Raw genomic sequence first — 12059 nt, forward strand, 5'->3', positions numbered from 1 at the left:
GCCACGGTTTGGGCGGTTGTCGCCCAATTCCCCCGCGTCGGCAGCGAAGCCCCAGGTATTTGTGCACACTCGTGGACTCGAGACGTATGTTCAGACCAATCGTCGTCACCCTTGCTATCCTCGAAAGCCTCTTTCCCGACCGGCTCATCGACTGGGGAGAGCGCCAGGCGTTCGAAAACCCCGAAACGGCCGAGTTACGACCCTGGACGATTCCGATGGCCCGACTCGAGGGACTCGTCTGTGCCTGGTTTGCGATCGGAAATCGGTGGCGCATGCCCATCGTCACCCGAACGCTTTCGGTGTGTGGATTGGTCGCGCTCACAGCGCCTCGAGTGGTTCTCCGTCTGGCACTCGCCACCGCCTACGAGAATCCGGACGACATCGAGGTGAAACCGTGGGTCATCCCGTTAACTCGAGTGCTTGGTGTTGCCTACATCGTGTGGGTAGTGGTCGGTGGTGACGAGGAGGCGGCACTCGAGGACCAATAGATCGTTTGAACCATTCATCCTTACTACCAACCAGTGATTAATTTACTATCGTAGATGGATTAACATACTATAATTGTGTTATCAATATACTATTATAACAGAACCAATTTGGTAGTGAGTTACAACTTAGTACTGACGCACGTCGACACCGTCCTCGGTCCCGATGTAGACGGTGTCGGCCATCTCGAGGAACAGCCCGTGCTCGAGGACGCCCGGCGTCGAGGATAGCGCCTGCTCGAGCGGTTTCGCGTCGTCGATCGGGCCGAACGCGCAGTCGAGCACGAAATTCCCGTTGTCGGTGACGACCGGACCGTCTTTGTGGCTGGCGAGCCGGAGGGTTGGTTCGCCACCGAGGTCGCGAACGCGATCGGCAACGACGGTGTGTGCGGCGGGGATCGCTTCGACTGGAACCGGGCGCTCGAGGACGGGGGTACACTTTGTGGGGTCGGCCACGACGAGAAAGCGGTCGGCCGCCGCGGCGATCAGTTTCTCGCGTGTGTGTGCCCCGCCCCCACCCTTGATCAGGTCGCCATCGGCTCCGGTGTGCTCACCTTCATCGTCGGTGTGCTCACTATCGGGCCCAGCGTGCCCGGGGGCTGTCCCGTCCCTGTCGTCGCCGCCATCGACAACCTGATCGGCCCCGTCGATTGCCAGGTCTACCCCAGAGACGGCATCGAGGTCCGTCAGGGGTATCTCACACTCGAGTGCGAGCTGGCGAGACTGAAACGAGGTCGGAACCCCCTGCACCTCGAGCCCGTCAGCGACCGCCCGACCGATGGCCTCGATGGCGTACGCGGTGGTCGACCCCGTACCGAGACCGACGACCATGCCGTCTTCGACCGCCTTCGCTGCCCGTTCCCCCGCACGGCGTTTGGCTTCCGCGGAGCCACCCGTCGTTTTCGCACACATACGTTCACGAGCGCGGGCCGATGGGAAAAGCATACCCCCTCACGAACGTTTTTGCCCGTGGGAACCTGTAAACCCAGTAATGGGAACTGTCGGTGACGCCGTGGAGATGGTGGACGTACGCAAGACCTACCACATCGGTGAACCGGTACACGCACTCGATGGAGTCACGCTCTCGATTCCGCGCGGTTCGTACACCGCAATCATGGGACCGAGCGGGTCCGGGAAGTCGACGCTGATGAATCTACTTGGCTGTCTCGACACGCCAACCTCGGGCACCGTCTCCGTCGACGGACAGGAGATTTCTGCGCTATCAGATCGCGAACGAACGACGCTCCGGGGAACCACTGTCGGGTTCGTGTTCCAGACGTTCAACCTCATGCCCCGACTGAACGCCCTCGAGAACGTCGCCCTCCCACAACTATTCCGTGGCGTCAACCGCGAAGACCGTCACGACCGTGCCCGTGACTTGCTCGAGCGCGTGGGCCTCGGCGACCGAATCGACCACCAACCGAACGAACTCTCAGGTGGCCAGCGCCAGCGCGTCGCCCTGGCTCGAGCCCTGGTGAACGACCCGGCGATTATCCTGGCCGACGAACCGACCGGGAATCTCGACAGCGAGACCGAAGCCGACGTGCTCGATCTGTTCGAGGAGTTCCACGACGCCGGCACCACCATGATCGTCGTCACCCACGAACGACACGTGGCCGAGCGAGCCGAACGAATTATTCACTTGCTCGACGGGGAAATCGAGTGGATCGAAACACTCGATGACGACTCGGTCTCTGCTAGCGATTCTCGAGGTGAAACGGAGGGGTCTGAGACGGGTGGTGATGCGGGTGCGATCGACGGTTGTGATGCGGATGCGACCGACGGTGATGATGCGGGTTCGACCGACGATGTTGATGCGAACAGAAACCGCGAGAACGGTGCGAACGTTACCGACGAGAACGGGGGTCGATGATGCGGCCACTCGAGTCTCTGCGACTGTCCTGGCGGTCGATCCGCGGGCACCGCCTCCGGTCGGCACTGACGACCCTCGGCGTGATCATCGGTATCGCTGCCGTCATCGCCTTCGTCAGTCTCGGCGCGAGTCTTCAGGCAGGAATCATCGGCGATATCAGCCCCGACGATCAACGAAACCTCTACGGCTGGGCGGCCGACCCCGAGACAGAAGGTGGACCACTGGCAGGTGCCCAGTTCATCTTCAGTCAGAACGACCTAGATAGCGTCAGCGAACTCGAGGAAGTTGACGCCGCCTACGGCTATGCGACCATCGACGCCCAGTCGATAACGTACGGTGGTGAGACACGGTTACAGGGTGATGGACTGATAGCCGCCGGGCCCTCGTATATCCGCGATGACTCACTCGATGAGGGTCGCCAGTTCGAGATGGGTGAACGCGAAGCCGTCATCAATCCCGCTGCTGCAGGCCAGTTCGAGGAGAACGTGAGCGTCGGCGACGAACTCGAGGTAACGATCATCACTGGTGGAACGGAAACGATCACCGTCGTCGGGATCACCGATTCTTCCGAAGGACAGAGCCCGTTCGAAGGGTTCGAAGCCGCCCCACGGATCTACGTCCCGACCGACCCGTTCTACGTCGAACAGGCCGTTGGGCCCGCAGCAGGGAACGGCAATGCGGGCGAAGATAACGGTGGCAGTGGCGTCAGATTCCTTGCCATCGTCGTCGAAGCACGCAGTGCCGACCAGGACGACGTCGACCGCACTCGAGACGCAGCTATCACGTACTTCGAGAGCGACGAATCAGACGCCAGCGAGTTCCTCGGGGACGATCTCGCCGTCATCTTACAGACGAGCACCGAACTCCTCCAGCAACTCGAGGACATCCTCGGCTTGCTCCAGAACTTTATCGTCGGCATCGCCGCGATTTCGCTCGTCGTTGGCTCGATCGGTATCGCCAACATCATGCTCGTCTCCGTAACCGAACGAACCCGCGAGATCGGGATCATGAAAGCTGTCGGTGCACAGAACCGAGATATTCTCACGCTCTTTTTGAGCGAAGCCGTCATCCTGGGCGTGATCGGCGCGGTACTCGGCACCGCGCTCGGATTAGCCGTCGGCTATCTCGGTGCATGGTACATCGACCTGCCGCTGATCTACCCCTACGAGTACGTCGTCCTGGCGATCGGTGCTGGCATCGGTGTCGGCGTCGTATCCGGCCTGTACCCCGCCTGGCGGGCGGCCCGGACCGACCCGATCGACGCGCTCCGATATGAGTGACCGAGTTGATCACCCGATGACGGCCGAGAACCCGATGACGGTCGAGAGATGTTTCCACTCGAGGCCGTCAGCGCTCGTCGGGTGAATCGGACGTTTCGGTTTCCGAACGCGGAGTCTCAGTTCGAACGTCCCCCGCCTTCCTCGAGTCAATTGGATCGACTGCAGGATCTGCGTCCACGGGCGCGCTGGTGACAGTCGAGTCGGTCGAAATCGAGTCGGTCGAAAAACCAAGCGTATCCCTGAGTCGATAGCGCTGTTCTGGATACTCTCGAGCGGCCCACGCACCCATAAATCCGCCGACTGCGGCGGCCCCGATCGTATAGAGGGCGACGACGAACCCGATGAAGCTGAGGATGACGAAAGACAGCGCCAGACCTTCGAAGGGGAGGCCACCCAGTCCGAAGCCGAATCCAAGGAATCCGAAAACGAACAGCAACGACCCGAGCCCTGGTATAAACAGGAAGATTCCGGCGAGCAGCCCAGCTAAAAAGCCTTCTGTGTTATCCGGTCCCTCGAGGAAGCCAGCAAGTGCACCGCCTATCACGGTCGAAAACGGGATAAACGAGATGATCGCTCCAACCAGTGCACCGATGAGCGCGTGTATTGCTGTCGACTTGTTCATATCGGCACTACGATAGCAAACGGAAAAAGTCAGTGGGTTAGCAAAACTGCGACGCCCGAAGCTTCATTTACAGTTCAATACGAAGGAGTAGCGACGCGTTTGGACAGACCAGGCTTCCGGTGACTCTCGAGTCGTTGTCTGCAATACCGACAACGGTTGACCACCCAGACACTCGAGTCCTATCCTCACATGACTGTTCAGTCGCTCGAGTCCTATCCTCTCATGACCGTTCAGTCGCTCGAGTCGAAGGCAGACCTCCCTCAGCGGTCGCTGTCGGTTGATGGCGTGCCTGTACGGTTCTCGTCGGAATAACCGTCTGCTCGTTCGCTTTCGGTCACGCTGGCCGAGAGGCCGTCGCTTCCACTCGAGGGCGAATCCACGCCTCTGGAGTCGTCGTCTTCGTAGGCCAGTGTGTCGTCTCCTCGTTCGGTCAGTGTATCCGGTCCCTCGTCGTCAACAGCGTGGAAATCGCTGAGAGTGACATCGGCGTTGACCTCTTCAGAAAGGAGATTGACCGACTCGACGAAAACCGCTACGATCAGCGGCCCGACGACGATGCCAATTGCACCGAGCGTAAACAGGCCGCCCGTAAATCCGACGAAATAGAGGCTCCCTGGAAGGCCAACCGAACGACGCGCGAGGCGTGGACGGACGGCTACGTCCGGGAACCAGGCGACTAACCCGATACCGAGCACTGTCAGAAGGATAGCCGCACCGATTTCACCCATCGTCACGTGAAACGCCGCCAGCGGAACGATCAACAAACTCGGACCGATAATCGGGACGAACTGCAAGAGTGCTGCTATAAACGCCATAGTAAAAGCCGACTCGTAACCGAGCAACAAAAAGAGCGGATAGCCGATGAGCAACGTCGCCACCGACGTCCCGGCCTGGAGGACGTAAATTGCGTACAGCGTTTCGCGTGCCCGTTTGTCGAGCGCGCCGACGATGTCTCGATACTCGTGTGGAACCGGAGCGATAGCCGCCTGCCCGGCGGCATCACCTTTGAGCAACAGGCCGAACAACAACAAGACGAACAGTGCTAATTTAATCGCGAGTTCCGGCGCTGCTGCGCCCATACTCAGTGCGATATCCTGTACCTGTGCGGTGATCAGTCGCTGTACCTCCGCCGACTCGAGCGTTATCGTCGAATCGAGGAGGGGGACGGCGATCAGAATTTCATCCGGAATCGTTTGAATAAACGCCAGCAACTCGCCTCGTCGCAGATACAAGGTCACAAAGATTGGTGCAAAAACAGCAAAAGCACCGAGAAACCCAACGATAGTCGCCCCAACAGCCGCAAACCACGGCGTCAATCCTCGGCGCTCGAGCCAGTTGCTCACCGGTACCAGGACGTACGCCACAGTCAAGGCGAACAGGATTGTTCCGAGCACCTCGAGTAAAATCGCACCCGTAACGAACCCGAGTAAGACGACGATCCCCCCGAGCACGTAGCGACGATCCGGTGACACACGGGATGGTAGTTCCCGACCAGCAAAACTGTTCGCCTGTCTGGCCGTTCCTCGAGTCTGATACGTACTAGTTCTGTGACATCCTTAGCGAGTTGGAAATACGACTGGCCGAGGAGTTCTCGTTGCGAATCGACGTGGCCCTTAAGCCGCCTCGCCCCGATATCGAGACGATGGACCGGCGAACGTTCGTCCACGCACTGGCGGGTTCGACAGCCCTAGCGCTCCCTGCACTGAGCGGCTGTGCGAGGCGAGAAGACGATCCAGAACCCGAGCCACCTGCAGCGGACGGAGACGCCGAACCGGACGAACCGGTCGAAGAGGGGACGCTACGCATCGCAACGACGAAACCGTTCGTCGAGGGCGAAGCGTCAGCAGCGATCTGGCTCAAAAAGACCTTTGAAGAACGCTTCGAGGACGCAGAAATCGACTGGGTTCTCCCCGAAGCAGGCATGGCACACTACGTCGAACGTGACCGTCGAGATTTCCTCCCCGATGTCGACGTCTATCTCGGATTCACGGCATCCGATCTCGCCCTGGCCGACATCGAACTCGAGAACAGACCCCTGTTTCGGTCACTCAACCGCGACCGGATCGACACCATCGATGAGATTCGGGACGGCCTCGACCTCCAAGATCCGACCGACCGAATCCTCCCAGTCAGTACCCAGTACGTGTCCTTACTGGTCGACGAAACCGCTGTTTCCCCACCCACATCCATCGAAGCACTCACCGAGCCGGACTACGAATCCGCGGTCGTCACGACCTCACCGCGGTACAACCCCCGCGGCCGTGGCTTCCTGAGCTGGCTCATCGACGACGTCGGGCCAGATCGATATCTCGAGCAATGGCAAGCCCTCAGAGAAAACGATCTCGCAGTCGAACAAACCTGGGCCGATGCACTCGCCAGCTACGACGACGGACGAGCGATACTACCGGCGTTCGCCACCGATGCACTCGACAGAATCCTCGAGGGGAATGCGCCCGAGCGCAATCGCATTTCCTACCCGGGCAACGTCGGGTACGCCGAACCGCGGCTGGTCGGAATCTTCGAAGGGGCGATCCAGGTCGACCTGGCCTACGAATTTGTCTCGTTCGTTCTCGAACCCGACGTTCAGGCCGCTATCGCACCCCGAATCGGACAGTACCCCGCACTGCCACTCGAGGGCCTCGACGTCGCTCCAGACGATGATGAGGATACCGACGGTGACGACAGTACAGGGTCCGACGACGAGACGGAACCGACCGGCGACGACACCGATGACGGTAGCCAAACGGACGACACGAGTGGCGACCAAACCGGGGACGACAGTTCAGACACTGACAACGATACCGATGAGACGGACGACGGTGCTTCGGACGACACGCAGGACACTGATGATGATACCGTAGATGTCGACGATGATGCTGAAGACACTGACGAAACGGAGGAAACCGACCTCGAACGGCGACAACGGGTGTTTGCCGAACACGCGATTGAACCCGCAGACATCGTGACGCTCTCCTACGAAACCCGACGAGACGACCTCCCCGAGTTGATCGAAGACTGGGCGCTCGAGTTCGACCCGGGAAGCCTCTGAGTAAAACGATTTGCTTCGAAAGCCTATGACATCCCCCTCGCGGTGAACGGCGGGACTCTCTCCTTGAGTCAGGTAGCACCACTACCGTCCCTTCTCTTCTCAGCTATCTTCCTCGAGCCGTTTCCGAAACCGCTCGAGGCCGAACTCGAGCATATCGGGGCTGACCGGTTGAAACGCTGAATTATCGGGGAAAAACGAGCGTACCGAATCCCAGCTATCGCGAGCGTACCGTTCGTCCAGGAGGATACGGACGCCCACGTCATCGGGACTGCGGATAACTCGCCCGATGGCCTGTCTGGCCTTTCGAACCGCCGGGACAGTGAGCGCGTAGGTAAAACCGTCACCGAACGTCTCGTCGTACGCTCGACGAACGGCTTTCGTGCGCGGACTCGAGGTGTTGACGATCGGGACGCCACAGACGGCGGCCGCACTCAACCGGTCACCGTGATAATCGACACCCTCAGTGAGCGTCCCCCGTAGACTCGTCACGAGAATCTTCCCGTCGCCGGCGAAGAACTCGTCTTTGAGCGATTGGGTCGCGTCGTCGCTGCTCGAGGAATCGAGCAAAACTGGCTTCTCAGTGAGTCGTGCCTCGAGCGTGCTGGCAGCCCATTCGGCCTCGCCGTAACTCGGCATCCCGACCAGGACGTTTCCCGGAAGCCGTGCAATCTGGGCGAGCGCCTCCGCGTAGGCAGTTCGCGTCGGCGACTCCTCGGCCGGACTGCCACGGTTTTGATACGTGAATTTCGGCAGCGAGACCGCGAAGCTCTCTCGGTTTCGTTCTGGAAAGTGCAGCCCGTACTGTCGTTCGACTACCGGTCGGTTTTCTTCCCGCTCGAGATATTCGAGCCCCGTCACTTCGGTAAACGCGTCCATGGGTTCGAGAGTCGCACTCATCAAAATCCCCCCACCGAACGCCGACAGCCTGGACCCAATGGCATCGCTCGGCACGCAGTTGTGTACGGCGAGTCGAGCCGTGTAGGCCCGACGCCAGGAATCGGCCGGCTCCATCTCGTCCCAGGTTCGCTCGAGTTCGATCTCCCGAAAGTTGGTCGTGTGGTCCCGACGGTACCACTCACCCAGCAACCGGCCGACAGCGGGCATAGCCCGGGATTTCTCCTCGTCTTCGGCCTCGTTCAGGATCCGCTCGACGATAGCGCCAACCGACTCGGCACGCACCCAGACAGCATCGGTGTAGCCTGCTTCGCTGGCCCACACTGACAGCTCGTCTTCAGCCGGTTCGGTCGGCTCTCTCAACGGGATTTCGTCGTCCGTCAAGTCAGTCAGATCCGACTGCCACCCACGGTGGGTTCGCTCCAGATGCGCCCGAATCCGTCTATCGAGTTCACCACGAAGATCCTGTACGAACTCGAGTGTTCGCTCGAGTTCCTCGATAGAAACGTCGGTGTCGTTCAGTTCGGCCCGAACGAGGTCGGCATCAGCAGTTTTGGACCCACCCTGCGTCGACCGACCCTCCTGTTCGAATCGAACCGGCTGGAGGACCCGCGACAGTTCGGTTTCCGCGTCACGGAGGGTCGAATCGGCGACCCCATCGCTTACGAGGTCGCGAACGCGGGGCTCTAGCATGTGTGCTTCATCACAGACCACGAAGGTCGACGAGTCGAGCAGTGCGCCGGTGAATGCGGCCGTCGTCGTCGGATCGAACGCGTGGTAGTAGTTGCCGATCACCACCTCGACATCTCCCAGGACAGCCCCCATCACCGAGTGCGGGCAGGTCCCGTGTCGAACCGACTGTGCAACCAGGTCCTCTGGCGTGAGTAAGCCGGTTTCAGTGACGTCGAACGGGACTGCTTCGAGTGGACTCGCGTCGCTCGCTTCCTCCGGGAGGTCCTCGAGATACTGCGCATAGAACGGACAGTACTCGACCTCGCTGCCGGCCGGTCCACCCGTATTGTACTCGGGCATGTCGGGTGGATACGGTGTCGGTTCGTCAGCCGTCTCGAGATAGCTGGCACCCCGTGCATTTCCAGTGGAACCAGCGGGAGATGAGGCGTTGGCGCTATCGGCCAGTCCGATCTGTTGACTTTTCGCGTTGGCAACGAGAGCGCCAGCGGTCGTCGACCCACTCTCTCCGGTCAGGTCTCGCGTGCGCTCGCGCAGGGTTTCACACCGGTCGTAGACGTTGTCGTCGGTGACACCGCCGCGGTTTTCCCGGTTGTACGGACAGACGTCAGCTTTTCCGACGAGAGTGAGTCCAGATACCGGATTCCATTCGTCAGCGAGGTTCGCGTTGATCGTCTCGAGATCGGTTTCGAACTGACGCAGTTGCTGTTTCACGCTCGTCAGGACGAACACCCGGTCGTAGTCGGTGTCAGGATTCCGCACGAGGTCGATACCTGCGGTCAGCGCGATCATCGTCTTGCCAGTCCCGCAGGCTCCTTCGATAACCGTGTAGCCACCCTCTTTGGCAGTCTCAATCGCGGTTTCGATCCCGTCGACTTGCTCGTCGTAGGGTTCGTCGTGACCGAACACCGCACGCCAGTCCGTCATCGTGCCCGTACTCATTGTCGGTCCTCCATAGCGTTGACGGACCGATCTTGTCGCGCTTTCATTCGTAAAGTACTGGGTGGGATGGCACTCGAGAAGTGAACCGACAACAGACTGCCACGGTACATCCAGAACCCACGAACTTCGAGGACTGTTCGAAGCGGTCACGAACTGACCGCACTGGTCAGCCGTGTCCCTGTATTCCCTTGTGGCCACCCCAGTGGCCATGTACTATCGTTGTGTCTCGAGATATGAATGTATGGGTAAATTGCACGTTCTGAGATGACAGCGTCAATAACTCCGACCGCAAGGGTCGGGGTATCCGCCTCGGCCGCCGATGAAACGGGAGAAGAAAACCGAACCGATTTCGCTTAAAAGTGGTGTGAGTGACCGTTAGAGGGCATGTTTATACGCCTCGAGCGTCCGCTCGACGTCTTCGGTCGTGTGTCCGTAGCTGATGAACTGGCTCTCGAACTGATTCTGTGAGAGGAACACGCCCTGTTCTCGCATCTCGCCCCAGAAGATCCGTCGCCAGCGCTCGGTTTCGGCCCGTTTGACGTCCCCCGCGTTTTTCGGACAGGTATCGAATCGAGGACACTCCGGGTTCTGTGTACAGCCAGCCTCACACTGGCCCTCGAGGCCCTCTCGAGAGGGACCATCGCGCGTGAAGACCACTTTGAACATGCTGTCGGTCCCGACCACGGTGTAGTTCGGTGCCTGGTCGGCGAGAATATCCGTCAGTCCGCCACGGAGCTGTTCCCCGAGGCCGTTAACGTGATCGTAGACATCGTTTTCGGCCGCGAACGTGAGCGTCTCCAGACCCGCAGCCATTGTCACGGGATGTCCGGAGAAGGTTCCCGCCTGGAAGACATCTCCAGTTGGGGCGAAGTGTTCGATCAGGTCGGCACGGCCGCCGATTGCTCCCACCGGAAACCCACCGCCGATGATCTTTCCGAAGGTGGTGAGATCCGGCGTGATGCCGAACCGACTCTGGGCACAGCCTAATCCACCCACACGGAAGCCAGTGATGACTTCGTCGAAGATCAGCAGTGAGCCGTGTGCGTCGGTGAGTTCGCGAAGCGTCTCGAGGTAGCCGTCGACAGGGTGAACGATGCCGTAATTCGCGAGGATAGGTTCGACGAGGACGCCAGCGATATCGTCGCCATGTTCGTCGAACACGGACTGGACGGCCGCCTCGTCATTGAACGGGACTGGCAGGGTATGTTTAGCGAAATCGGTCGGAATCCCGGCAGAAGACGGAGCAGGAGTATCGGCGTCGCCTTCGACCAGCGTCGACTCCTGAGCCCCGTGATATCCACCCTGCATGATGACGATTTTGTTCCGTCCGGTGGCGCCTCGAGCGAGGCGGACGGCGGAGACCGTGGCTTCGGTTCCCGAGTTGACGAATCGAATCTTCTCGACGCTGGGGACGTGGCGGGCGACGAACTCAGCGAGGTCGACTTCGACTTCCGTTGGGGTGCCGTACATTGGTCCCTCACTGGCAGTCCGCTGGATGGCTGCCTGGACGGTGTCTGGGAGGTCGTGACCGAGAAGGAGCGGTCCGAGGCCCATCACCCAGTCGATGAGTCGGTTCCCGTCCGCATCGATGACATGACCACCATCACCCTTCTGGACGAAAAACGGATACGGCTCGATAGCGGCGCGAACGGCAGAGTTGACGCCGCCGGGCATCACGGAAAGTGCCCGGTCGTACAGCGCACGTGAGCGTTCGTCGTTCATGGTATAGTCGGCGCTTTGCGGGCCGACGGCAAAGATGTACCGTCCGAGAGTCGGACGCCCGACCCCAGAGAGATGATGTCATCGACTCACGACTAAAGTCGTGGGCTTCCTCCTTACATTCCTGTGAACCACCATGGTCACTATCGTGCTAGTCCCTCGAGGAACCGGCAACTATCTCCGTATGTGTTCCAGTGGAAACGAAGGGGTGTTCGAAGGAGTTACTAGATATTTTCGTCTATTTACTAGAGTGGAAGGAGGAAAAACCCCTAGATTTTGAGATTTGTAAACACCCCCACCCCTTCGTTTCGGGTGGAGAAGGGAACAAGGGTGGGTGGGGTGTTGGTGGTTAGAGAGGGGGATTGGGAGATATCAGGGGATGATTTGGGCTCGAGAGGCCGAGAGAAAGAGGATAACGGGAGAATTCGGGCGGTAAGAGACCGCTAGTAACAGGAAGCGTCTATAGAGAGTTTTCTAGTACTCTCTAGTAACAACAATCAGTTCA

9 protein-coding genes are annotated in these 12059 nt (G+C 59.7%); 4 read left to right on the forward strand and 5 right to left on the reverse strand.

Annotated features, from left to right (window positions below; translation table 11 throughout):
- Nucleotides 1-86: 86 nt before the first annotated feature.
- Nucleotides 87-488: a hypothetical protein gene (locus tag NLK60_RS11540; protein ID WP_254807933.1), complete on the forward strand. Its 402-nt coding sequence runs from the start codon at nt 87-89 to the stop codon at nt 486-488.
- A gap of 126 nt (nt 489-614) precedes the next feature.
- On the opposite strand, the gene rpiA is transcribed toward NLK60_RS11540, so the two are convergent.
- A complete protein-coding gene (rpiA, locus tag NLK60_RS11545) occupies nt 615-1397 on the reverse strand; it encodes a ribose 5-phosphate isomerase A (protein WP_254807934.1) in 783 nt (260 codons plus the stop codon).
- A gap of 79 nt (nt 1398-1476) precedes the next feature.
- On the opposite strand from rpiA, the gene NLK60_RS11550 reads away from it, so the two are divergent.
- Together NLK60_RS11550 and NLK60_RS11555 are read left to right on the forward strand one after the other, a co-directional pair.
- Nucleotides 1477-2358 (forward strand): ABC transporter ATP-binding protein, encoded by an 882-nt coding sequence (locus NLK60_RS11550; protein WP_254807935.1) that lies wholly within the window; start codon nt 1477-1479, stop codon nt 2356-2358.
- A complete protein-coding gene (locus NLK60_RS11555; RefSeq protein WP_254810476.1) occupies nt 2358-3638 on the forward strand; it encodes an ABC transporter permease in 1281 nt (426 codons plus the stop codon). The genes NLK60_RS11550 and NLK60_RS11555 overlap by 1 nt, the downstream gene beginning before the upstream one ends.
- A 67-nt stretch (nt 3639-3705) precedes the next feature.
- Here NLK60_RS11555 and NLK60_RS11560 read toward each other — a convergent pair whose 3' ends face one another.
- Both NLK60_RS11560 and NLK60_RS11565 read right to left on the reverse strand, forming a co-directional pair.
- Nucleotides 3706-4260 (reverse strand): DUF5518 domain-containing protein, encoded by a 555-nt coding sequence (locus NLK60_RS11560; protein WP_254807936.1) that lies wholly within the window; start codon nt 4258-4260, stop codon nt 3706-3708.
- Nucleotides 4261-4520: 260 nt separating this feature from the next.
- Complete coding sequence (locus NLK60_RS11565; protein ID WP_254807937.1) at nt 4521-5732, reverse strand: AI-2E family transporter; 1212 nt, start codon at nt 5730-5732, stop codon at nt 4521-4523.
- A gap of 170 nt (nt 5733-5902) precedes the next feature.
- On the opposite strand from NLK60_RS11565, the gene NLK60_RS11570 reads away from it, so the two are divergent.
- A complete protein-coding gene (locus NLK60_RS11570; protein ID WP_254807938.1) occupies nt 5903-7309 on the forward strand; it encodes an ABC transporter substrate-binding protein in 1407 nt (468 codons plus the stop codon).
- 99 nt (nt 7310-7408) lie between these two features.
- Here NLK60_RS11570 and NLK60_RS11575 read toward each other — a convergent pair whose 3' ends face one another.
- Entirely contained in the window at nt 7409-9820 is a 2412-nt protein-coding gene (locus tag NLK60_RS11575; protein WP_254810477.1) for an ATP-dependent DNA helicase, read from the reverse strand.
- A 390-nt stretch (nt 9821-10210) separates the two neighbouring features.
- Nucleotides 10211-11557 carry a glutamate-1-semialdehyde 2,1-aminomutase gene (hemL, locus tag NLK60_RS11580; protein ID WP_254807939.1) on the reverse strand — a complete coding sequence of 449 codons (1347 nt, stop codon included), beginning with the start codon at nt 11555-11557 and terminating at the stop codon, nt 10211-10213.
- Between the last annotated feature and the right edge of the window lie 502 nt (nt 11558-12059).

Source organism: Natronosalvus amylolyticus, from assembly GCF_024298845.1.
Classification (GTDB): Archaea; Halobacteriota; Halobacteria; order Halobacteriales; family Natrialbaceae; genus Natronosalvus; species Natronosalvus amylolyticus.

Bases quoted from the DNA above. Each gene is read 5' to 3' on its own strand.
- NLK60_RS11555 (WP_254810476.1), top strand. From the start codon at position 2,358: ATGCGGCCACTCGAGTCTCTGCGACTGTCCTGGCGGTCGATCCGCGGG.
- rpiA (WP_254807934.1), bottom strand. From the start codon at position 1,397: ATGTGTGCGAAAACGACGGGTGGCTCCGCGGAAGCCAAACGCCGTGCG.
- NLK60_RS11540 (WP_254807933.1), top strand. From the start codon at position 87: ATGTTCAGACCAATCGTCGTCACCCTTGCTATCCTCGAAAGCCTCTTT.
- NLK60_RS11575 (WP_254810477.1), bottom strand. From the start codon at position 9,820: ATGACGGACTGGCGTGCGGTGTTCGGTCACGACGAACCCTACGACGAG.
- hemL (WP_254807939.1), bottom strand. From the start codon at position 11,557: ATGAACGACGAACGCTCACGTGCGCTGTACGACCGGGCACTTTCCGTG.
- NLK60_RS11570 (WP_254807938.1), top strand. From the start codon at position 5,903: ATGGACCGGCGAACGTTCGTCCACGCACTGGCGGGTTCGACAGCCCTA.
- NLK60_RS11560 (WP_254807936.1), bottom strand. From the start codon at position 4,260: ATGAACAAGTCGACAGCAATACACGCGCTCATCGGTGCACTGGTTGGA.
- NLK60_RS11550 (WP_254807935.1), top strand. From the start codon at position 1,477: ATGGGAACTGTCGGTGACGCCGTGGAGATGGTGGACGTACGCAAGACC.